We start from the raw sequence: 23,001 nt of genomic DNA, 5'->3' as shown, positions 1-23,001 counted from the left end.
CTTTCCTTAAATCTATCTTAAAAGATATAATGTCATATTTCTAATCATTGGAATTTTTGTTACAATATAAATGGATGTGTAAAACTTTGTAAAAAGAATGTAATAATATGTAATTCATTTTCAGAAAGTTTTATACAATTTTTATATTAAACTATTAAGTTATAAAAAGGAGAGAGAATATGGTACCAAATACGGTTCGTACTCCAAACAAGAAGAAGAAATGGATTATTATCGGGGTTATTGCACTAATTGTTATTGTAGCAGCAGTTAATATTTTTGTTATGCAAGGTAAGAAGAAGGGGGCATCAACATCTGCTGATGCTGTAAGTTTCGAGAAGGTAACGGAGCGTAAGCTGAATAATACGAAGTTAATTTCTGGTCAGGTGAAACCTGGGAATATTGAAAGTTTTTATGCGGATCCGACTAAAGGAAAAGTGAAAGATATTCAGGTAAAAGAAGGACAAGAGGTTGAGAAAGGTGCGAAGTTATTCTCTTATGATAATGAAGAGATTAATCTTCAAATGAAGCAAGCTGAGCTTGATCAGAAGATGGCAGATATGCGTTATGATCAAGGGAAGAAGAAAATTGATTCGCTGAAGAAAGAAATTAAGAAAGCGAAAGATAGCGGAGCTGGGAAAGAAGTAACAGATCCGATGGAAGAGCAAGTAAGTGAGTTAGAGATAGCGCAAAAGACAACTGATCTTGAGAAAGAAAAAGGGAAGTTGCAGAAAGAAGAGTTAAGTAAAAAGCAGAAAGAGCTTACGATTTATAGTAATTTTGCTGGTGTTGTTCAAAAGTTAGATAAGGATGCGGCGCAAAGTTCATCTCAAGCGTTAGGTGGTCAAGGGAAAGCCTTCTTACAAGTGGCTTCTAAAGATCCGTTCCAAATTCAAGGTACGTTAACGGAGCTTCAAAAATCACAAATTCAAAAGGATCAAACATTTACTGTAACTGCGAAAGCAAATAATAAGAAGAAGTGGACAGGTAAAATTACAGAGGTAAGCGAATTCCCAACAAGTGCAGAGATGGCGCAAGCTGGCGGTATGGGTGAAGCGACTCAAAATATGTCTCAATATACATATAAAGCAAGTCTAGATAGTCAAGATGGTTTATCTCCAGGTTATCACGTTTCTCTGCAAGTAAATTTAGAGAATAAGAAGATGGTTGCTGTTCCGACTAAGAGCATCGTAGAAAAAGACGATGATGCATTTGTTTATGTTGAGGATAAAGGGAAGCTTCGCAAACAGAATGTGAAAAAAGGTTCTACTGATGGAGACTGGACAGAGATTACTGAAGGCGTAACAGTGGGGCAAAAGGTGGTTAAAAATCCTTCCGACGATGTGTATGACGGAATGGAAGTGAAAGAGAAATGATTACGTTAAATAATATTGCTAAAACGTATTATCAAGGAAAATTGGCAGTGCCGATTTTGCATGGTATTAGTTTAACAATTCAAGGCGGGGAGTTCGTTTCAATTATGGGACCGTCTGGTTCTGGTAAGTCAACGCTTATGAATATTATCGGCTGTTTAGATCGTCCAACAGAAGGCGAATATATGCTCAATGATGTGAATATCTTAACAGCAGACGAGTCAAAGCTTGCTTTAATTCGTAATGAATATATCGGTTTTGTGTTTCAGCACTTTAATTTGCTGCCGCGTCTTTCAGCAGTCGAAAATGTTGAGCTTCCGCTCGTATATGGTGGCATAAAGAAAGCAGAACGTCGCCAGCGTGCTTTAGAGGCGCTTGGTAAAGTTGGATTAGCGGACCGCGTGCATCATTTACCGAACGAATTGTCAGGTGGACAGAAGCAGCGTGTCGCAATTGCAAGAGCGATTGCGAATAATCCAACGTTCATTATGGCCGATGAGCCGACTGGTGCACTTGATACGAAGTCTGGTGAGCAAGTTATGGATATTTTCACGAAGCTTAATGCGGAAGGTACGACGATTGTTATGGTTACGCATGAAGAGGAAGTAGCAGCGTATTCTTCCCGCCGCATTGTACTGCGAGACGGGAAAATTACAGAAGATAGAAGGTGTGCGGTATGAGTTTACTAGATAGTATAAAAATTGCCCTCTCTTCTATTTTAGCTCATAAACTGCGTTCAGCTCTTACGATGCTCGGTATTATTATCGGTGTTGGTTCCATTATTACTGTCGTTGCAATTGGGCAAGGCGGGGAAGCAATGCTGAAGTCGAAATTCGCAGGTTCTGGTGGTAATAATCTTATGCCAATTCAATTTCAACCAGATATTAATGATGAGTTTGCTATGGGTGGATTTGAAATGCCAAAGTTAACGGAAGAGGATATTTTGGAAGTAAAACAAGTGAAAGATGTTTCACACGTTATTACGACAAACCGGAATTCAGAGGTGCTTGATGTAAATGATAAAAAGGCAAATCTGAATGTTATTGGTCTTGATAATGAATATTTTGCAGTTAATAAAGTAAAGGTCGTAAAGGGACGTACTTTAAGTGAATCAGATATTACTCATGCAAATAACGTTGTGATGATTAGTACAAAAACAGAAGAAACGTTATTTAAGGACGTAAACCCAGTTGGACAAATTATTGAGATGAAGGGGCAGCCAATGCAAATTGTTGGTGTGTATACCTCTGATAATGAGTTTATGGGATTTGAAATGGAAGAAGCGCTAATCCCTCTTACGTTATGGCCTGTTTTATACGGAACAGATGAGATTCAAAACATCGCAATTCAAGCTAAAAATGTAGACGATTTAGAAGCAGCTGGGAAACAGGCTGTTGATGTATTAAATAGTCGTAAGCCAAGTGAAATTCCAGGTAAATATGAACTGGTAAACTTAAAAGAATTCCAAGAAAATGTTTCTAAGGTAACTAATATTATGACGATGATTATCGGTGGTATCGCGGGTATTTCATTAGTCGTTGGTGGTATTGGCGTTATGAACATTATGCTCGTATCTGTAACGGAGCGTACGCGCGAAATTGGGATACGTAAAGCACTTGGGGCAACGCGTAGTAAAATTTTATTACAGTTTTTAATTGAAGCAGTTATGTTAACACTTCTAGGTGGTTTGATCGGAATTGGTCTTGGATATGGCGGAGCATATATCGTTTCCACGTTCGCAAAATGGCCACCACTCGTTTCATGGGAAGTTGTCGTTGGAGGCGTACTGTTCTCTATGACACTTGGTATTATCTTTGGATTAATTCCAGCAAACAAAGCTGCGAAATTAGATCCAATTGAAGCATTACGTTATGAGTAATTACTAGTGTAGTAGAACTATACACTACCGTTCTAGTGGGCGGTTCGTAGCCTCTATATGAGGAAGTGAACCGCCCGTTAGAACGGGTTATATAAATAGAAGGAGGCGTTATAATGGAAACGAATATTAATACGCAAGATGCAGGTTCAAAAAAGCCATCATTATTTGGAATGATTACTTCTCCAGGTGAACAGTTTGAGAGAATGAAGACTAGTAATGCAGTTTGGGGTGCATTTTGGATACTTGTTTTATTAGGTGGACTTGTTGGGGGATTTGCTGCTTATGTATATTCTCTAACACCTGAAGCTATTAAGCTTAATAAGGAACTAGGTGTTACTGTTTCAGCTGGAATGACATATGGTATGGGATTCGGTGTAGGTGCTCTTGGTATGGGATTTAGTTTCTTAATAAGTGCTGTAGTGTATAAAGTATTAATGGTGTTTATGAGCAATGATACTTCTTATAAAAAAATATTGGCGATTACTGTATATTCAAGTGTTATTTCATTAATTGGTGTATTAATAAATATAATTTTAGCCTATATTTTAGGTGGATCGGGTCAAGAAATGTACACTGGCCTAGGACCAATTTTCGCCTCGAGTAGTGGTGTTGTAAAAGGTATTGTAAGTAAATTTGAAGTGTTTACGATTTGGGGATATGTGGTTACATGGCTAGGTCTTCAAATTACAGCAGGCTTAACTAAAAAACAGGCAACAATTATTACTATTGTTTTCTTTGTCTTAACTCTTGGAATGGGAGCTTTACAAGGTATGTTCCAATAAGGAAATAAAATAAAAAAGGTGGCTCTTCGGAGTCACCTTTTTTATTTTTACCCCTATTTCAAATACCACTAACAGAATTTCAAATTCTACTTCATGTAATTTCAAATTTCAGTGATAGTATTTAAAATTACCCACAGTGCAATCCTTTCTTTATTTTTATATTGTGAAGGTACCGCGGAATATTAGAAAGGTATACCTTTTAGAAACGGGTACTGTGTGAAACCAGCGACTTTTAAAGAGGCAGTTGTTTTGTATGAGGGAATGATCGTAAATCAAATAAAGAAGTTAGGGATTTATCAAGATTATGAAGAGTATTATCAATGTGGGTTAATCGGTCTTTGGCATGCGTATGAAAAGTTTGATGCGGAGAAAGGGAGTTTTCCTGCATATGCAGTTGTAACGGTACGTGGTTATATATTAGAGAGGTTGAAAAAAGAATTCACAGTGCAAGAAAAGTGTGTATGTGTAGGAGAGTATGAGGATATCTTTCGTTTTGAAGATATTGAAATGAAAGTGAAGGATTTTATGAGTGTATTAGATGAGAAGGAGAAGTATATTATTTTTGAACGTTTTTTTGTAGGAAAGACGATGGGGGAAATCGCTTTAGAGACAGAGATGACCTATTATCAAGTGAGGTGGATATATCGGCAGGCGCTTGAGAAAATGCGAAATAGCTTAAGAGGATAAATAGTATCATAAGAATGGAAGGCAAGGGATATTGCTTTCCATTCTACTTATTTTGTTAAGGTAGTAAATGTAATAAGAGGTTTTTAAATTGTAGTGAATCTTGCATGTTCATACGTGATAATACATATCCAGCTTTTAATAATTGTTGTTTTAACTTATGGGGACTGATATGTATAGTTGTAGTTGTGCCATTTGAAAAATGAATAGTAGCTTTTTTACTTTTTTTCAAAAATTCTATGTCATCTATATGATTATAAAACAGCCATATACAGTTTGGAGAAGAAGGAGATTCTGTTGGGAAAGCACAAATATATTCTCTATGATTAATTGGAATTGGAACATTTTGTTTGAACTTAAAGTTTGTTTGAACTGCATTACGTCTGCCTTGATAAGTAGAATGAACATTGGCTAGACAAGATTGCTTGATGAGTTGGAGAGCAGTTTGACAGGAGTAAAGATGGTTCCCGCTACTGTCGATAATTTTGGTACGATAATAAGGGTGCTTGTATGGTTCCAGCATCATTGTAGAATTAGAAATAATAATATCATTTTCTTCATTCATAAATTTGATTCCCCCTTTATAAATGGTAATAATTCTAGATATAATTATATACGAATTAAGTAAATTGATTGTTAATCTTTCATTTCATATTGTAAATTTTGGCTATTCGTTTACAATCAATAGATGATAGTCTTTCTAATTTGCATCGCTTGTACATATATATGAAAATAGAAAAGAGTAGGCGGTGAGATAGTATGAAGAAAAGGTATATTATTATGGCTCTAGTTGTTGTTCTTCTAGTATATTTAGCAAATAGTAATCCGAGTAAAGGTGAATATACAGATTGGGCAGCAAAGCAGTTTATGAAACGTAATGATGTAAGTAAGAAGCTAGATGAAGTTCAAAAGGAAAATGAAGAGGGTCTCCTTGGCGATTTAGCATCGGCTGGTAAGAAGTTGGCGAAAAAATATGTTGAGCCGCAAGTTGGATTATTAATCGATCATTATACGAAGCGAGATGATTATATATTCTTCTCAACATATAAGACGGAATTTGATATCGGCGGAGAACATTATAAATATGTATGCGTCGGTTTTTCAAAAATCTTTATTCCAATTGAAATGCCGAAGAAAAAAGACGAATCTGCAAAATGATGCAGATTCATCTTTTTGTCTATAAGGTAATGGGAACTTCAGATACAGTCTTTTCTACGAGACGAGCTCCTTTTTTTCGGGTATTTTCATTAATTGATGAAAATACAGATGAGGCAAGGATCGTATCCATTACTTGATTTACGACTTGTGCATCAATAGGTGTGATCGGCTTCTCGATAGAAAAGACAACTGTTTTTCCATCTTCTTTCGCGAAAATTAATTCTAGTACTTGCATACGTTGTTTCCTCCTTTTTATTTATCTTGTAATCAGTGGGGACATCCCCACTGATTACATTGCCACCTTAAAGGCTAGAAAGATCTGATGTGCTAACAAGTTGTACAGCGTGAAGTGGTGATGCTTGTAGAGAAGCTAGAGCACGAGCTACGGTTTGTACTTTCTCTAAGTTTGCGTTTGTTTTTACGCGCTTAAATTGTTTGTTCTTAAAAACTGTTTTTCCATTCTTATCTAATCCATTGTTTAAGACGAGACGTAAAGTTAAATCCATTACGATTGTTTCGACTGCCATGTTTATCACCCCCTTTCACTATATAAATAGGATGCAAATGTCATGTTTTGGCGTGAAATTTATTCTTTTTTTTGGTACTCTTAAAAGAATAAGAGAGGGGTTTCGGAAGAATGAATCGTAAATGGTTATTTTGGATTCCTGTTTTACTATGGATGGGGCTGATTTTCTATTCCTCGGCACAACCGTATAAAAAGCAGGATATGCGTTCGGATATTGAACAATATGTAAATGTGGAGTTTGTGAAAGAGCATTTTTCATGGGTATCTATCGATTACGGCGGTGGTACACCTGTTAGTATTGCAAATAAAGGTGTAGGCGGATTTATTGAGTTTTTCCTTCGTAAAGGTGCTCATTTTATGGTGTTCTTTATGCTCGGTTCATTGACGTATTACGCTTTTCATCGATCAGGTTGTTCGAGAAAAAGGTGTTTTATATACGCTCTCCTTTTCGTTGCGGGATACGCAACATTTGATGAAATTCATCAATGGTTTACGGGAGATCGTACACCGATGTGGCAAGATTCATTACTGGATACGTGCGGCGGATTAACAGGGATTGTAATAAGTAATTGGTTTTGGAATAGAAAAAGGAGCTAATCTTGTGAGATTAGCTCCTTTTGTTTATACACCAAGTAATTCTTTTAGCTCATCTGTAGATAGTTCGGTCATCCAACTATCGCTTGTAATGACGGCGTTGTTTAATGACTGTTTTCTTTCTAACATTTCATCGATTTTCTCTTCAAGTGTCCCCGTTGTAATCAGTTTATGAACGTGAACGAAACGTTTTTGACCAATACGATATGCACGGTCTGTGGCTTGGTTTTCTACCGCTGGATTCCACCAACGATCGTAGTGAATGACATGGTTGGCAGCTGTTAAGTTTAACCCTGTACCACCTGCTTTTAACGATAAAATGAAGATGTCATACGTTCCGTTTTGGAACTGTTCGATCATTTTGTCACGTTCTTTCTTCGGTACACTACCGTTTAAGAAGAGGACGCGCTGACCGAAATGTTTTTCTAACACATCTTTTAGCATGTTCCCCATACCGATGTATTGCGTGAAGATTAAACAACTTTCATTTTGATCTTTTATATTTTCAATGAGTTCCATGAGCGTGCTCGTTTTCATGGAACGTTCGATGATGTCTTTCGGTTCTGTTTCTTTTAAATAAAGAGCAGGGTGATTACAAATTTGTTTAAGTTTGTTCAGCATGAGTAATATAAATCCGCGTCGTTCAATTCCGCTTAATCCTTCTACATTTTGCAATGTATCTTGAACAAGTTGTTCATATAAGGAAGCTTGTTCACCAGTTAGTGGACAGTAAGCTTTCTGTTCTTGTTTATCTGGTAAGTTTAATGCGACTGTTTGATCTTTCTTCGTACGACGCAGTAAAAACGGCGAGATAAAACGTTGAACTTGTTGGATTTTTCCTTCGTCACGGTCCTTTTCAATTGGTGAGACGAAGCGGCGCTGGAATTGTCCTAAGCTGCCAAGGTATCCATGATTAATGAAGTCGAAAATAGACCAAAGCTCGGCAAGGCGGTTTTCCATCGGTGTTCCAGTTAATGCGATTTTGTGATTTGCTTGTAAGTTTCGCACTGCTTTAGACTGTTTCGTGTGTGGGTTTTTAATATTTTGTGCTTCATCCAAAATAACAGCATCCCAGCATAACGTACTAAGTTCTTCCTCATCAAGCTGAGCCAATGCATAAGACGTTAATACAACATCTGCTGATTGAAGGAAGTCTTTAAATGATTCTCCTTTCGCCCTATTACTTCCATAATGTAACTGAACGCGTAAATTTGGTGCGAAACGCTCAAATTCTTTTTGCCAATTTCCAAGAACAGATGTCGGTGCCACGATTAAGGCAGGACCTGTTTGGAGATTGTTCTCTTTTATATATAGTAAGTAAGTAATCGTTTGAATACTTTTTCCAAGTCCCATGTCGTCAGCTAACAATGCACCAAATCCAAGCTTTCTTAAATATAATAACCACTCAATGCCATGTTGTTGATACGGACGGAGTGTGGCGTTTAGTGAAGAAGGGACATCTATTTTTGGAATATCTCCAATGTGCAATAGTTTTTGGAATAGCTCTTCATAATATCCATCTAGTTCAATTTCAATATCGTTAAATGGACTATCTTCTTCTACAATTTCTGTTTCAGCCGTGTTGGATAAATGTTGCTGAAGGACATCTTTCATTTCAAGTCCATACTTATCAGCACGGTTCATGAGCTTTCGTACTTCTTCAATAAAGGCTGGATCTAGTCGCATCCATTGACCATTTATATTGAATAACCGTTTGTTTTGTTCAACGAGTTCAAAAAATTCGCTTTCTGATAAATCAATGCCGTTCGTTGAAATGCGCCAGTCAAAATTAACGAGTGTATTCATGCCGAAGAAAGATTGCGTTTGCGTAGCATTTTGCTTCAGTTGCACACGTAATTTTGGTTTTGTCGCTTTTAAATTTTGCCACCACGATGGTAATAAGATTGTAATACCTGCGGCGAGTAATTCGTTACTTGCTTCTGTTAAGAAGTTCCACGCTTCTGTTTCAAAGAGTTCACTTCGGAATGTATCCCCTTCTTTTAACCACGGTACGAGCTTACTGAAGCTTTCTTGTGTTTCAAGAATACGTTCTTCATAATCGTGCCATCGTTTTGGTAAAGAATCGATACTTTCATATACATATATGCGATGTGCCCCGCGCTTTGGTGTAACAATTGTTTCAAGCTTCCACATTTCAAATTCTTCTTGCGGCTCTTGTAGTCGTAGTCCGATTGTAAAGGGAAGGTCATCTTCAATGTAACCAATTTTTCGAAGCCAATCTTCTTCATGTAGTGCTGCGTCTAATTGTCTTTTCGTAAAGTCGTAATGTTCATAAAGTCTCTTTGCATCTTCCCATCCGTCATTTGAACGGTTATCTTGTAATATGCTTTCATTTACTGCAGCTGAGAAAAGAGATGCCAATGTTTCATCTTCGATTGGAGTATTTTGAACTTTCCAAGATGGTTGTTTAGGCCAACGCTCCATATCAGGTACGAAGCTACCGCTTGTGAAGGCATCCCACAATTCGTTCGCATCTTCCGTAAGTGCTGTAATAGGGCCGTTCATTTGAATACGGGCAAAGGAGTTCATCGGTTTATTCGCGATGTATTCAAATGCTTGTGCGTTTGTTAGCATAACACCTTGTCTTCCTTCAAAGCTTGCTTCTTTTAGAAACGTGCCGTAGAAGGAAGTGGAGTGCCATGTAAATGCATTTCGTTTCCAACTTGTTACGGATAATGGAGTACCGCTATCATCTTCTCCCCAAAGGAACCAACCGTGACTAACGTGCTGGAGCCTAATTGTTACTTCAGTTTGATTGATCATCGATTAATTTTCCTTTCCGTAATTCCTCTTGTAGTGCACGTAGACGTGAATGTAAGTTTGCGATGTGAATAATGAAAGCATCCCATTCATCGGTACGCTTTAATCGTTTATATAATGTACGTAATTTCTTTAAGTAACGAACTGCACGTCTATATGATTTGCGATTTCGCTCTTCAATAGCTTCGGTAGCAGCAAGGTGATAAAGAGGAAGGGCTGCTTCTGGTGCTTCCTTCTCAATATCTTTCAGCGGTTCTTTCAAAAGTTCAATCGCTTCAAAACCGTGTAAGAGCTGAAGTTCTGCCCATGTGCGATACTGCTTTTTCGCAAGCACGTATTGCTCATAGTTTGCGAAACTATATGGTAATAGCTCTTGTAGAATCATTTCGAGTCCTGCTTGTTCATTTGTATGGGTTGCATATGTTTCATACATGATGACGAATAAGCGAACGATATCTTTTATGAAAATTGTATTTTCGTGCTCATGTATCGTTTTCTTCACTTGTTTATACGTAAAGGAAAGCCAGTTTTTCGCACGATCCCATTTCATTGCATTTAATAATTCCTCTAACCAATAGAAGTACAGACTTACAACAGAAGCAGGTTGTTTCTTTAGCAAGTCCATCGCTAATCGATCTTCGTCATTTAAAAAGAGTAGATGAGAAGATGCTAACGCTTTGGAAAGTGGATTCATTTTCGTATCGATTCGTTTTTCTTCTTCTTGTAGTTGCTCGTTATTGTGTAACAGTTCACTCCATATGTGACGATAAATAAAGAACCTCTCTTGCGTATAGGCATCGGTGGAGAAGAATACTTCGTGAACGAGACGAGCTGTTTCTTGCAAAATTCCTTCAGACTCTGAAGGAATCGCTTCTGATTGTAAGTCCCGAACGATGGATTCCACTTTATCTACAAAGAGACGAACGACGTTAACAGGCTGGTGATAAGAATACGTTTTATTTGCTTCAAAGTCCTGAATTTCTTCTAATAATTTTTGAAAGCAATAAAGTGCTGCATGTAACCTGAACAATTCATGTATCACAATGATACGCGGGGCTTTCCGCTCGAGTTTCGTATAGAAGTCCGTAAAAATACTCATAAGAAAATACATTTGTTTATAAGTAAGCCGAGCTTGTTCTTTTTTAAATGATTCATATTCGTTATCAAAATATGATTGCCAACTTTTATAATCCGTTTCTTCAAAAGCTGATGATTGCAATACTTGTCTTGCAGTTCGAATAGGAGGAAGGGAAGGTTTCGTATTATTTTTGAATAAAGTTAATACATCTCCTACTTGCCCGAAACTAGATGCTGCCGATAGTAACACAGCGAGCATATGCTCACACTGCGTTGGTGCGAAGCAATCGCAATAGCTTTCAGCGACGTTACGAATCGGGATATGGACGCTATATACGCTGCCTTCAGCATCTACAGTTCCTGATAGCGTATAGCCATCAAAGTCAACGTTGTAGACAACACCACTACGATATAGGTGCCGAGCTGTAGCGACATGTTCCTGATCAGCTGTTTGCTGTGGATCTAGTCCTTGAACGAACTCATTCGCAATCATCATAATTTCATCTTTCGTAATTGAGTGTTGCAGCATAATATTCCTCCGTACACATATTTCTTTCCTTTACCATTATAAACAAAAAATGCTCAAAACAGAAAAAATGAAATTTAGATTACATTACTTGAAAATCATGGTAATATATAAAATGTTAATTTTGTATATTACTATATATTTATGGAGGGATTAGGTTTTGTCAGATTTACAATCGAAGTTTGGTAGCGGTATGAACAAATTGCAAGAGGGAATCGAGCAAGGGAAGATGAAATTACAAGTAGCTCAAGAGGTTGCGCAATTAAAGAAAATTACGCAAGAGAAACTACAGGCGAAAACGGAAATTTTGCTGGAACTTGGTCAAATGGCCTATATGCAACTCCGCAATGATGAAGTTCGAGTAGATGTGTTAAAAAATATTATAGAACCAGTACAAGAGCTGGATGTAGCTATTTATAATACGCGTAAGCAAATAGCTAATTTACAGAATCAAGGACAGAAAGGGCAATGTAGCTGTGGCGGTCCCTTATCAGTAAATGATAAGTTTTGTGGACAGTGTGGGAAAGAAAATGAGTTACTCCTTCAATCAAAAAATGATGAAAATGAATCATGTACTTCATGTGGTGAACAAATTGCAACAGAGGCTACATTCTGTCCAGTTTGTGGTATGAAGCAAAGTAAGGAGTGAGGAACATGTATTGTAAAACTTGTGGTTTAGAACAATCGGATGTAGCGAATTATTGTACACATGATGGATCAAGTACAGGTAGTGTAGAAAGTGAAGTTACGTTGTTAGCACCGAAAGACTCAAAGTATTGCCGAACTTGTGGAGTGGAAAGTAAAGGGACCGCTACATATTGTGAGAAATGCGGGGATTCCTTATTAGGTATTATGAAAAAAGAAATGAAAACAAGATTACCAGACGAAAATTTACAATTACATGTAAGTCCACCTGGCAGCACTTTGAAAAAAGGTTTACTTGGTGGTGGGCTTGCAATCGTATGTATGTTTATAGCCGGTTGGATTGGTAGCCTAATTGTCGATGCGGCGATTAACGATTTAGTGAGAACGATGCTTACAAAGATGAACGGTATGCTGAATATGACTACTATTGATCAATCTTTCATCGGTATAGCACCATTAATTTTAATGTATCATTTAATAGGCCTTGAAGTTAGTGGGAGCGGGGAATATGCGATGTCATTTATCCTTCATTTCCCATTGTTCATCTTGTTAGCAATTCCAGCACTTATATTAGGTGGAATTGGATTCTTTGTAGAGAGAAGCAAACCTTCTGCTATTTGGCGTGAGAAGTTACTAACATCAAGTATTATCGGTATTGTATATGGGGTTTTCTTGTGTATTGTCAGCTTTATCGCAAGTTCTTCTACGACAATTTCTCAATTCTATAAAACGATGACAATCAGTATTGGTTATTCACATGTTAGTAGTTTATTGTATGGCATTATATTTGGTTTATTATTTACCTTTATTGGTATGTGTATTCAGGCAGGACCACACCGTCTATTATCTTCTATAAGTCGAAGTATTCCATATGCAACATCTATTTATTATAGTGTGGTAACTGTATTAAAAGGATTGCTTATTACATTTGGTATTATACTTATTACAATTTTATTTAGCAGTTCAAAGTCAGTGGGACCAATTGATTTTCCAGAGAAAACATATAAAACATTCATTTCATTAGAAGCAACACCATACATGTGGAATATGGCTCACTTTGCTCCAACAGCAATTGAATGGGGAGATATGGATAGAGAAATGAGAAGATACGCAATGGAAAAAGGGCCATTGCATTTATCTTATACGTCAGGAATATCAATAAATGGTACGTCATTAAAAGATTTGGAAATTGCTAACGGAGCTAATCTTCAACGAGTAAAAGAAATTGATGACTTTAATTCCTATATGTACTGGTGGGGGTTATTAATTTTATTACCATGTATTTTACTATTTAGAGCTGGAATGAAATTGGCTCAATATCCGATGAAAAATATGTACGTAACTATCGCTGTGTTTAGTGTGGTGTATACTTTGATGATGCTTTGTGTAAATGGATTGGCCAAAATTCATGTTGAGGCCTCAGGGAGTAAAGAAGTGATGAAAGAATTTGCTGGGATTTCCGGTCCATTGTTTTCTATTCAAAGTAGCACGCTATATTTAATAGTAGGTAGTTTTCTTCTTTCTTACGCATTAACATTCGCCGGTATGAAGTTAGGGAAAAAATAAGGGGGAGAGCCATTTGAAGTTTTGTGGGAAATGTAATAAACAAGTTGCAGATCATTTGAACTTTTGTTCCGAGTGTGGAAGTAAGGTAGATGTAATTGCTGATCAGGCAGCTTCTTCTCGTTCAGAAGTACAACGAGAAATAAAGCCAGTGAAAAGTAAGAAAAATATAATGTTACTTATAGGCTTTGTTGTTATCTTTGCTATATTGTTTGGTGCGTATAAATTTGGAGCAAGCAAGTTTTCGAAAGAAAAGCAGGTCAATGCTATGATTGAAGCATTCCAAAAGAAAGATGCGAATGCAATTGATGAGTTTGTAAAAGTAGATGATCCGAGTTTGAAAGTGAAAGTTGACGATATTAAAGGATATATCCGTTATTTAAAAGAAAATCCTTCTTATAATAAAGAACTGCTATCTTATTTACAAAGAGAGACAGTAGATCAAAAACTAGCAAGTGATAAAGCATCATTTAAAGATGGTCAAATTATAGAAGACGGGAAAGAATGGTTCTTATATCCGAAATATAAATTTAATATGAAATCTTATTATATGAATGTAAGCACAACTGCGAAAAGCGCTGAAATATATGTGAATGATAAGAAAGAGACAGAGTTATCGAGTGATAAAACTTCAAAAGAAGTTGGTCCATATTTCCCTGGTTCTTACGTTGTAAAGGCAAAAGCGAAGACGGAACTAACTGAGTTAGAAACAGAAAAAGAAGTGGACTTGGCAGATGAAAAAGAGGCGAAAGTGGATGTGACATTATCATTAGAAGGAAATTATGTAACCATTTCTTCTGATGAAAATGATGCAACTGTATTTGTGAATGGAAAAAAACGTGGAAAATTAAGCTATGGAAGTTATAAGCTTGGTCCTGTATCCACAGATGAAACAGTAGAAGTACATTTAGAGAAAACTACTGATTTTGGTGTGATGAAATCTGAAAGTGTTAAAATCGGAGACCAGAGCACGTATTACTTAAAATTCCCGAAAGAAACATCAAGTTCGGCTGTCGGCGACTTTGTACGAAATCATCTTTATGATAATGTGCGTGCGATTTCATTAAATGATTTTAGCCTAATTGAAAATAATTATGATAAGAGCGGGAAATCGTACAAGGAAGACCGTGATTATATACAGTATTTACACAAAAAAGGAATTACAGAAGATTTATTAACAATGGAAATTCGTAATGTAGAGCGTCAAAGTGCTACGAAATATAAAGTAACGACATATGAAGAGTATCATATTCGTTACGGTGATGGCTCTGTGAAGTTCAAAAGCTTTAATAATGATCATATCGTTACTGTGAATGGAAATGGAAAGATATTGTACCATTCTCTTGGAGCGAATAATACGTTGAAATCAGAGGAAGTATCTGGTCCAACTCATTAATGCAAAAGACTATCTCATGATTGAGATAGTCTTTTTTCGATTAGAAGCGCGTCTCTTTTAATATCGCTTGTACATATGGATCATGTAATATTTGCTCTATAATTGGTAACATGTTTTGTTCAAATGGAATGTCGATAGGGAATGGCTTTTGTGAGCCGGGTTTGACTCCATATTGGACAAATTTGTAATGTGTATTTTCTTCAGACTTGAGCACAATTAATTTATAGCGATTGTCGTCGCCAGCGAGTGAAAAATCAATAGAAGTAGCGTCATATGTTACTTTATCTTTATATATATACGGTTTTGGTGTACCGATCCAGTCTACTTTTGCTTGTACATTCATGAGTATAGCCTCCTTATAACTATTATAAAAAAATAAAAGCCAGCTCTCAACAAAGAGAACTGGCTTTAGCAGTCATTGGTTATTTTAAAATTTTCACTTTAACAGTTTTGCGGCCCCATTTTTGAGCAGCGCTATCTGATCCAAGTAGGATGTCGATACGGTTACCTTTAATTGCACCGCCAGTATCTCCAGCGATAGCTTCTCCGTAACCTTCTACCCATACTTTAGATCCTAATGGGATTACTTTCGGATCAACAGCGATCATTTTCATGTTTGGGTTCGCCGTTAAGTCATGACCCATTGCAGTTAATACACGGCCGCCATATGTGCCACCGTTTTCGCTCGGATGAGCTGTATATGCTGTAGCTACAACTGTTAACTCACGACCACCAGCAGGTGCGCTAGTGTTAGCAGCTTTTACAGCAGGCTTAGCAGCTTGTTTTGCTGGTGCTGCAGGTGCTTTAGCTGGTGCTACAGCTTTAGCAGGAGCAGGTTGTTCTTGTTTCTCAATAACAGGTGCTGTACCTGTTAAGAAAGGAACGTGAACGTAAGCTGTTTTTCCATTATATTCGAATTGTAACCACTCATTTTGTACTTGGTTCGTTGTTTCAATCATATCATCTTTCTTAAGCGTCCCAAGAATTTCTGAGTTTGTGTTCGCTTCAGCACGTACGTTTAATACGTTAGCTGTTACGTAGTAGATGCTTTTAGTGAACTCTGCACTTACGAATGCGTCTTTACCATCTAAAGTGATTTTTGACCATCCGTTCTCTGTATTTTGAACATCTATTTTATTACCGTTTAGTAATTTACCGACAACTTTTGATTCAGTAGTAGGGTTTTCGCGTACATTTAGTACGTCTGTTGTTACAACAGTTTCTGCATTAGCAGATGATGTGAAAATCCCAAGACCAAAAACTGCTGCTGTTGCTATACCAATTAATTTTTTCATGATAGCCTCCATTGCGTTTGTTTTCGTGTCCTCATTATAGCAACAGATTTTTTCGGATTTCGGGAAAACACACAATTACAAACCATTCGTAATAAGTCGTTAACATGCTGTAATATAACAAAAAATAGAGGAAAGCGTTTTTCATTCTATATGTTTAGTAGGTTTCTGATTATATTCAAAATATTTAATACAACATATTGTTTTCGGCGTAAATAAAAATATTACATAAGTGTTACATGATGTTTACTAAACGATTACATTCCTTGAGTATTTTACCGTTTTATGGGTAATATAGTTATATAAACATAAACATTTCGTTTGTGAAACTATAAACACGTGCTATATACTAGCAAAAAAACCGCATAATTGTTACAAAAAGAAAGGGTTGCAAGGAAGAAAAATGCCCTTTTTTACATCTGTAACACATCCTTTTTTGGGAAAATACATTCCCATCCGCATTTTTCTCGCACAATTTGACAGCAGTATTTCGATCTTATAGCTCTTGCAGAGTGAAAAGATTATCCGGAAGGTAAGGCTGTCCATCAGAATTCTAGTTGGTGAAGGTGAAAGTAAGAAAATCACCGCAAAATTATAGTTTTCTATCCGATTTTACATATCGGAATTAATGTTATTTATAAAAGTAAAACCTACGAAGGGGGATTTGATGAGGAAACTGACAAAAACATTCATCGTTTCATTAACATTATGTATTGCATTTACACTTTGGGGGATTATTCCCGAATCTATTATGGGAAAAGGTAGCCTAGGAAATGTAACAACCGCAATTCAAACTGCATTAGTTAGTAAGTTTGGATGGTTCTATATTATTTCTGTTTCTATTATTTTAGGTGTGTCTATCTTTTTAATTGTTTCGAAATACGGTTCTATTCGTTTAGGTAAAGATGATGACGAGCCTGATTATAGTTATATGACATGGTTTGCTATGTTATTTAGTGCTGGTATGGGTATCGGCTTAGTCTTCTGGGGCGTTGCGGAACCATTAAACCATTTGTATGCACCTCCGTTTGGAGAGAGTGCAACTGAGGAAAGTGCACGTCTTGCACTGCGTTTTTCATTTTTCCATTGGGGATTACATCCTTGGGGACTATATGCATTTGTAGCGCTTTGTATTGCTTACTTTACTTTTAGAAAAGGAAAAGCAAGTACAATTAGTGCGACAGTAGGACCGTTATTTAAAGGCGGGGACCATGGACGTATTGCTCATTTATTTGATGTGTTAGCTGTTTTCGCGACTGTGTTTGGCGTGGCAACATCATTAGGTCTTGGTGCAAAACAAATTGCCGGTGGTGTTAGTTATTTAACATCCATCCCGAATTCATTAACGACTCAGTTAGTTATTATTGCAATCGTAACAGTGTTATTTATGTTATCTGCGCAAACAGGTCTTGATAAAGGAATTAAATATTTAAGTAATACGAATATTATTTTGGCATTTGCACTTATGATTATTGTATTATTTGCGGGTCCAACAAACTTTATTATGAATTACTTCACCTCAACAATTGGTGCTTACATTCAGGAATTACCAAGCATGAGTTTCCGATTAAGTCCATTAGATGAAGGTGGAAACCAATGGATTCAATCGTGGACAATTTTCTATTGGGCATGGTGGATTGCATGGTCACCATTCGTAGGTACATTTATTGCTCGTGTTTCACGAGGACGTACCATTCGTGAGTTTGTTATCGGTGTGTTACTCGTACCGACCGTAATTGGTGCCCTTTGGTTCTCTGTTTTCGGCGGAACTGGTATTCATATGGAGCTGTTCGGTGATGCACATATTTTTGAAAAAGTGAAAGAGATGGGAACAGAAGTAGGGTTATTCGCTATGTTTGACCAGATGGGAAGCTTTGGATCGGCTTTATCTGTTCTAGCTATTCTTCTTATTTCTACATTCTTTATTACATCTGCAGATTCAGCGACATTCGTTTTAGGGATGTTAACGACACATGGTAGTTTAAATCCACCAAATCGCATTAAAATGATCTGGGGTATCGTTTTAGCTGCTCTAGCTTCTATCTTATTATATGTAGGTGGATTAGAAGCCTTACAAACGGCAGCTATCATTGCAGCATTCCCATTCGTCTTCGTTATTTTCTTTATGATGGCAGCATTATTTAAAGAGTTACAAAAAGAAGGACGTATGAAGCGTCATAAATAATAGAAGGAAAAAGAGTTGATTATGTATCAGCTCTTTTTTATATAGAAGGAACTTGAACTGCAAGTAAGGGAAATAAAATACTTTACAGATTTTCCGAATAGGAAAGCCCACTACGGTGCGATAGTACCCCCTTTAGGGGTGGGATGATAGTGAGGTCAAATGCGATGTACAGATAAAATATCGAAAGTATGTTCTGTACATCGGGTATTTGAAATGGTATAATTTTCATAACAGACAAGTGAAAGTCTCTAAAACAATCTTGTTCTCTGAAAACAGAATACATACGAGGTTGGAGTAACAAATTCTTCTGCTCCGTAAAATGTATTGAGTCGTCAAGTACAAGACGCTAAAACACATTTGAGAACTCAAAATCTGACTCGTTTGGTAATAGAACGAGTGCCGTATCTGCTAGATGCACTGGATACGGAGTGGTGATGGCACACCGCAATCTTGCACGTCAGCGATACTAGAAATAGACGTCGCCTTTGGTAGCAAGAATCCCACTGACGTTAGTCAGCTTGCGGCTTTAGCCGTGGGAGTGTCAATATATTAGTAGTATGCCTTTTATATGGAGAAAAATCGATACATTTCGACAATGTTCGATATATGGTGGATTCTATTCGTATTTTTGACAAAAAATTGTCGGAAATGTGTTGTCACGTTTATATATATGTGCTATATTATTTCCTGTAAGCGATTTCAAATAGTTTTAAAGCGTATTCAAGGGGGACATCTAGAATAATGAAACGTTACGAAAGAAAGTGGAAGCATATTTGTTTGAAACGTGTGGCACATCGTAGTGTCCAAGAAAGCACGGAACCTAAGACTGAAACGCGTAAAGAGCAACAAGAGAAGCAATTGGTTCTACAAAAATAGCAATCACTTTTTCGTATATAAATGAAGGTCGATCGTTCGTTGGGGGATGGACGTGAAATTACTTTCAGCTAAGGGGTATTGTCTGATATATATTTTATACGGCAATAAATAAGCACAGAGCATACGGCGCTCTGTGCTTATTTTTATTATTTATCCTTTTTGAATCGAACTGTTTTATCCCAGCCAATGACTTGTTTCTTGCTCTTTGCACGTAAGTATAAAATTAAGCTACGAATGAATAAGTACGTAAAGAGCTGTGCGTACGTAAAGTACATGATCACACTAATAAAAATATTAGTTGGTGTAAAGGTTCGTTCCACACTCTGGGCACTAAATAATTGAGAAACATATGTAATGTATGCGACATACCACATGAATAGTAGCGGAATGCTATATTGAATTTGGAATATCCCGAGTAACCCAATTACAAACCAAACGTTCGAAATGATTAAGAATAACCAAAATACAACATATACTAAAACTTGTTGTAAAGAATGGACGAGCAGTTTTCCTTTAAAGAAACTTAATGAAGAAAACATTTTTTCTAAAATGTACAAGTTCCCTTGAAGCCAACGTGTACGCTGCTTAATAAGGATTTTTAAATGCTCAGGTTCTTGTTCCCATGTAATTGACTCTGGAACGATTGGCAGGAGATAACCTTTTTGTGTAATTCGTAATGTTAATTCAGCATCTTCAGCAATTGCATAAGGGTCATAGCCGCCAAGCTCTTCTAATGCAGCGCGACGAAGAAGCATGTTTGTTCCTGTTAGTGAACCTGTTTGGAATAGTAACCAGCGTCCGGATTGCATAAGGAGCTGGAAGATTTGAAATTCTAACGAAATCATTCGTGTTAGCCAGTTTCTTTTTTCATTTACAGTACGAACATGCCCAACAGCTCCAACAGCATCCTCGGTTGTTTCAGCGTGTTCTACAAGCATTCGCAGTGCATGTGGTTCAGGCTGGTTATCTGCATCATAAACACAGAAGTATTCACCATCTGAAATACTAAGGCCATAGTTTAATACACGTGATTTTCCTTTTGGTTCACCAGGGGGAACGCGAATGTGACGAATATGAGCATAAGCTTTGTCAAAATCGTCACCAATTTCAGGTGTCTCATCTTGCGAGTTATCGTTTAATAAATAAACAGTTAGTTTGCCTGGATATTCAATCTTTGCCATCGCCTCTAAAGTATCCTTAATAACGACGCCTTCATTGTGAGCTGGTATTAAAATATCAACGCTTGGGTAATGTTCTAGCGTGCGATCTTTTCGTTTCCTACTTCGGTGAACTAAACCTGCGAGTGTTAAGAAAGAATAGTAAACGAGTAAGCCAGAGAATAGAAAGGCTGTAAAAATAAGTACATACTTAATTGAAAATGTGATGCTGATCCAAAAAACGAGTACGCAAAATAGAAGGAATAAAAGAAGTATAACGAGTGTCATCATAATAACGTCTGTCCTTTGTTCCCAATTTGCTCGCGTGAAATTTTTATATCTTGGATCGCTTCAGCAGCAAGCCATTGTTCCATTTTTGGCTTTAGGCGGTTCATTACAATGTCAGCACCGGCTTCATTTGTATTTTGTAATAAAATAACGAGCGTATTATTATCATATTTAGCAGCAAGGTCAAAGTCAGCTCTTACCGTTTCAACTAATAAGGAAGCTACACGGTCCATAACACTTTCCTTCGTATATTTACTAAAGGAAGTGAAATCAAAATAAATCATAACGCCTGTTTCATTACGACGATTCATTGCATTGATTAATAATGCTTGTCGTCTCTCAAATTCTTGTCTTGTTAATAATTTCGATTCTCCGATGTATTGTTCTAACGTTCTCACACGTTCGGTTAATTCTTTATTTTCATGAATAACCTTCTTTAATAGATGAGTGGAGATATATACAATGAAGAAATTTGCTGCCATTAGGAAGTGAGTAATAATGTATTCCCATTGTTCTGATGTACTCCATAAGTAAAGCCATGCTTGGTAGAACAGGTAGAATACCGAAATAATGGTTCCTAATATGAAGAAAACAAATGCAGTTTTATCAGGCAAAAATAGAAATAGTACATTAACAATTACATATATAATTGTAAAAATGAGAGCATGCTCATATTGCGTTACATGTACAGTTGTAAAATAAAATAAAATTTGTAAAATCCACATAGAGAGGACTTTATAGAAGTTATCTTTCACAAAACTTTCCTCCTTAAAGATAATTCATACAAGGATACTTGTAGTATGCGCAATTATTAAGAAATAGACCGGATGACTATATTCTTTTTGAGAGAGCAACAATAAGTAGTATCCCTCTTTTGTAAGAAAAAATAAACAGACTTGATAATTATTGTATCATAATGTTTTTATATTTCGGCATAAAGTATTTAATATATACTAAGAAAATAAAAAGTCCCCTCTTTAGAAAGAGGGGACTTGCTTTATTTTATAGGAACATCATACCTGCAACTGCTGCGTTTAAGAAGTTAGCTAGTGTACCAGCGATAACTGCTTTAATCCCTAATTGTGCAATTTGTTTACGGCGAGTAGGAGCTAATGTTCCTGTTACACCTAATTGAATTGCGATAGAAGAGAAGTTTGCGAATCCACAGATTGCAAATGTTAAAATTAGATTTGTTTTTGCAGAGAACTCTGCCATATGTGGTCCTAAGTTTGCGTATGCAACGAATTCGTTGATTGCAAGTTTTTGACCGATAAAGCTTGCTGCTTGTACAGCTTCACCAGGAGAAACCCCGATTAAAATTGCAAATGGTGATAGTAAGTAACCGAAGATTAAATCAAGGCTAAGTTTAATATCGAACCAAGAGCCAACCCATCCTAATAGGCCATTTAATAAAGCGATTAATGCGATGAAAGCCATTAACATTGCTGCTACGTTAATAACAAGTTGTATACCTTCTGATGCACCACGTGCTGCTGCGTCAATAACGTTTGCATCTTCACGCTCTGTAGAAAGTACAACGTTATTATCTACTTTTTCTGTTTCTGGCATAATAAGTTTCGCAATTAATAGACTTGATGGAGCTGCCATAATTGCTGCTGCTAATAAGTGTTCTAACGGAATACCCATTGCTGCATAGCCGACAAGAACTGATCCAGCAACAGCTGTCATACCGCTTACCATAATAGCGAAGAATTCACTATTTGTTAAACGTGCTAAGTAAGGTTTGATTAAGATTGGAGCTTCAGTTTGTCCTAAAAATACAGTTGTTACTGAGTTTAAACTTTCTGCTTTAGAAGTTCCAAGAAGTTTACTTAATGCGCCACCAACGATACTAACAAATCTTTGCATAATACCAAAATGATATAAGATTGCTACTAATGAACTAATAAATACGATTGGAAGTAGTGCTTGAATAACGAAGATAAATCCCCAAGGGCCTTTTGCGTTGACTAAATCCCCAGCAACGAACTTAATTCCCTCGTAAGAAAAATTAATTAATCCTTGAACGCCATCTGCAGCGTGTTTTAAACCTGCTTTTCCGGCATCCCATCGTAATACGATAAATGAAAATGACATTTGTAATGCTAGCGCGATTAAAATCGTGCGCCAATTAATAGCTTTGCGGTTGGAAGATAGTAAGAAAGCGATTGCTAATACTCCAATCACGCCGCCAATTCCCCATAAAAGATTCATGCAGTGTA

The 23,001-nt window shown here is 36.8% G+C and carries 22 protein-coding genes; 12 read left to right on the top strand and 10 right to left on the bottom strand.

Going from position 1 to position 23,001, the window contains the following annotated elements:
• Positions 1 to 179: 179 nt before the first annotated feature.
• From EGX95_RS25090 to EGX95_RS25070, 5 genes are all read left to right on the top strand, one after another.
• Positions 180 to 1,373 carry an efflux RND transporter periplasmic adaptor subunit gene (locus EGX95_RS25090; protein ID WP_000249049.1) on the top strand — a complete coding sequence of 398 codons (1,194 nt, stop codon included), beginning with the start codon at positions 180 to 182 and terminating at the stop codon, positions 1,371 to 1,373.
• Complete coding sequence (locus tag EGX95_RS25085) at positions 1,370 to 2,050, top strand: ABC transporter ATP-binding protein (RefSeq protein WP_000631616.1); 681 nt, start codon at positions 1,370 to 1,372, stop codon at positions 2,048 to 2,050. The genes EGX95_RS25090 and EGX95_RS25085 overlap by 4 nt, the downstream gene beginning before the upstream one ends.
• On the top strand, positions 2,047 to 3,249 hold the full coding sequence (locus EGX95_RS25080; protein WP_000054372.1) for an ABC transporter permease: 1,203 nt from the start codon (positions 2,047 to 2,049) through the stop codon (positions 3,247 to 3,249). Before EGX95_RS25085 ends, EGX95_RS25080 begins: the two co-directional genes overlap by 4 nt.
• A gap of 113 nt (positions 3,250 to 3,362) precedes the next feature.
• Positions 3,363 to 4,031: a YknW family membrane protein gene (locus EGX95_RS25075; protein ID WP_063246634.1), complete on the top strand. Its 669-nt coding sequence runs from the start codon at positions 3,363 to 3,365 to the stop codon at positions 4,029 to 4,031.
• A gap of 216 nt (positions 4,032 to 4,247) precedes the next feature.
• Positions 4,248 to 4,718 carry a sigma-70 family RNA polymerase sigma factor gene (locus tag EGX95_RS25070; RefSeq protein WP_000801289.1) on the top strand — a complete coding sequence of 157 codons (471 nt, stop codon included), beginning with the start codon at positions 4,248 to 4,250 and terminating at the stop codon, positions 4,716 to 4,718.
• A 55-nt stretch (positions 4,719 to 4,773) separates the two neighbouring features.
• On the opposite strand, the gene EGX95_RS25065 is transcribed toward EGX95_RS25070, so the two are convergent.
• On the bottom strand, positions 4,774 to 5,280 hold the full coding sequence (locus EGX95_RS25065) for a competence protein ComK (protein WP_001001401.1): 507 nt from the start codon (positions 5,278 to 5,280) through the stop codon (positions 4,774 to 4,776).
• Between the two features lie 194 nt (positions 5,281 to 5,474).
• Here EGX95_RS25065 and EGX95_RS25060 point away from each other — a divergent pair, with 194 nt between their 5' ends.
• On the top strand, positions 5,475 to 5,873 hold the full coding sequence (locus EGX95_RS25060; protein ID WP_000747726.1) for a DUF4359 domain-containing protein: 399 nt from the start codon (positions 5,475 to 5,477) through the stop codon (positions 5,871 to 5,873).
• A 19-nt stretch (positions 5,874 to 5,892) separates the two neighbouring features.
• Here EGX95_RS25060 and EGX95_RS25055 read toward each other — a convergent pair whose 3' ends face one another.
• Together EGX95_RS25055 and EGX95_RS25050 are read right to left on the bottom strand one after the other, a co-directional pair.
• On the bottom strand, positions 5,893 to 6,108 hold the full coding sequence (locus tag EGX95_RS25055; protein ID WP_001197595.1) for a DUF2922 domain-containing protein: 216 nt from the start codon (positions 6,106 to 6,108) through the stop codon (positions 5,893 to 5,895).
• Positions 6,109 to 6,175: 67 nt separating this feature from the next.
• Positions 6,176 to 6,400: a DUF1659 domain-containing protein gene (locus EGX95_RS25050; protein ID WP_000257702.1), complete on the bottom strand. Its 225-nt coding sequence runs from the start codon at positions 6,398 to 6,400 to the stop codon at positions 6,176 to 6,178.
• Positions 6,401 to 6,510: 110 nt separating this feature from the next.
• On the opposite strand from EGX95_RS25050, the gene EGX95_RS25045 reads away from it, so the two are divergent.
• A complete protein-coding gene (locus EGX95_RS25045) occupies positions 6,511 to 6,996 on the top strand; it encodes a VanZ family protein (RefSeq protein ID WP_001080714.1) in 486 nt (161 codons plus the stop codon).
• A 24-nt stretch (positions 6,997 to 7,020) separates the two neighbouring features.
• Here the strand turns inward: EGX95_RS25045 and EGX95_RS25040 are convergent, their stop codons facing one another.
• Together EGX95_RS25040 and EGX95_RS25035 are read right to left on the bottom strand one after the other, a co-directional pair.
• On the bottom strand, positions 7,021 to 9,777 hold the full coding sequence (locus tag EGX95_RS25040; RefSeq protein ID WP_000610072.1) for a DEAD/DEAH box helicase: 2,757 nt from the start codon (positions 9,775 to 9,777) through the stop codon (positions 7,021 to 7,023).
• Positions 9,761 to 11,380 (bottom strand): SWIM zinc finger family protein, encoded by a 1,620-nt coding sequence (locus EGX95_RS25035; RefSeq protein ID WP_000939163.1) that lies wholly within the window; start codon positions 11,378 to 11,380, stop codon positions 9,761 to 9,763. Before EGX95_RS25035 ends, EGX95_RS25040 begins: the two co-directional genes overlap by 17 nt.
• A gap of 157 nt (positions 11,381 to 11,537) precedes the next feature.
• Between EGX95_RS25035 and EGX95_RS25030 the strand changes: the two genes are divergently transcribed.
• From EGX95_RS25030 to EGX95_RS25020, 3 genes are read left to right on the top strand one after another with little or no spacing between them, the layout of a single operon-like run.
• Positions 11,538 to 12,026, top strand: coding sequence for a zinc ribbon domain-containing protein (locus EGX95_RS25030; protein ID WP_001281743.1), 489 nt, complete (start codon positions 11,538 to 11,540; stop codon positions 12,024 to 12,026).
• 5 nt (positions 12,027 to 12,031) lie between these two features.
• Positions 12,032 to 13,588: a hypothetical protein gene (locus tag EGX95_RS25025; RefSeq protein ID WP_000271606.1), complete on the top strand. Its 1,557-nt coding sequence runs from the start codon at positions 12,032 to 12,034 to the stop codon at positions 13,586 to 13,588.
• 13 nt (positions 13,589 to 13,601) lie between these two features.
• Positions 13,602 to 14,981 carry a zinc ribbon domain-containing protein gene (locus EGX95_RS25020; protein WP_000666872.1) on the top strand — a complete coding sequence of 460 codons (1,380 nt, stop codon included), beginning with the start codon at positions 13,602 to 13,604 and terminating at the stop codon, positions 14,979 to 14,981.
• A 40-nt stretch (positions 14,982 to 15,021) separates the two neighbouring features.
• Here EGX95_RS25020 and EGX95_RS25015 read toward each other — a convergent pair whose 3' ends face one another.
• Positions 15,022 to 15,324 (bottom strand): DUF3910 family protein, encoded by a 303-nt coding sequence (locus tag EGX95_RS25015; protein WP_001102547.1) that lies wholly within the window; start codon positions 15,322 to 15,324, stop codon positions 15,022 to 15,024.
• Between the two features lie 79 nt (positions 15,325 to 15,403).
• The gene (locus EGX95_RS25010; protein ID WP_000733323.1) at positions 15,404 to 16,276 is read right to left on the bottom strand and encodes a cell wall-binding protein EntA; all 873 of its coding nucleotides are present in this window, start codon (positions 16,274 to 16,276) and stop codon (positions 15,404 to 15,406) included.
• Positions 16,277 to 16,940: 664 nt separating this feature from the next.
• Here EGX95_RS25010 and opuD point away from each other — a divergent pair.
• Complete coding sequence (gene opuD, locus EGX95_RS25000; RefSeq protein ID WP_001230133.1) at positions 16,941 to 18,458, top strand: glycine betaine transporter OpuD; 1,518 nt, start codon at positions 16,941 to 16,943, stop codon at positions 18,456 to 18,458.
• Between the two features lie 741 nt (positions 18,459 to 19,199).
• Positions 19,200 to 19,334 carry a hypothetical protein gene (locus EGX95_RS30975; RefSeq protein ID WP_000833067.1) on the top strand — a complete coding sequence of 45 codons (135 nt, stop codon included), beginning with the start codon at positions 19,200 to 19,202 and terminating at the stop codon, positions 19,332 to 19,334.
• 146 nt (positions 19,335 to 19,480) lie between these two features.
• Here the strand turns inward: EGX95_RS30975 and EGX95_RS24990 are convergent, their stop codons facing one another.
• The 3 genes from EGX95_RS24990 to EGX95_RS24980 form a co-directional block, all read right to left on the bottom strand.
• Positions 19,481 to 20,782, bottom strand: coding sequence for a glycosyltransferase family 2 protein (locus tag EGX95_RS24990; protein ID WP_000988772.1), 1,302 nt, complete (start codon positions 20,780 to 20,782; stop codon positions 19,481 to 19,483).
• Positions 20,779 to 21,534, bottom strand: a complete 756-nt coding sequence (locus tag EGX95_RS24985) for a GGDEF domain-containing protein (RefSeq protein WP_000654292.1) — start codon at positions 21,532 to 21,534, stop codon at positions 20,779 to 20,781. The genes EGX95_RS24990 and EGX95_RS24985 overlap by 4 nt, the downstream gene beginning before the upstream one ends.
• A 247-nt stretch (positions 21,535 to 21,781) precedes the next feature.
• On the bottom strand, positions 21,782 to 22,993 hold the full coding sequence (locus EGX95_RS24980) for a NupC/NupG family nucleoside CNT transporter (protein ID WP_001051014.1): 1,212 nt from the start codon (positions 22,991 to 22,993) through the stop codon (positions 21,782 to 21,784).
• Between the last annotated feature and the right edge of the window lie 8 nt (positions 22,994 to 23,001).

The organism is Bacillus sp. FDAARGOS_527 (assembly GCF_003812125.1).
Lineage (GTDB): Bacteria > Bacillota > Bacilli > Bacillales > Bacillaceae_G > Bacillus_A > Bacillus_A paranthracis.
This window is presented reverse-complemented; position numbering and strand designations above follow the sequence as displayed.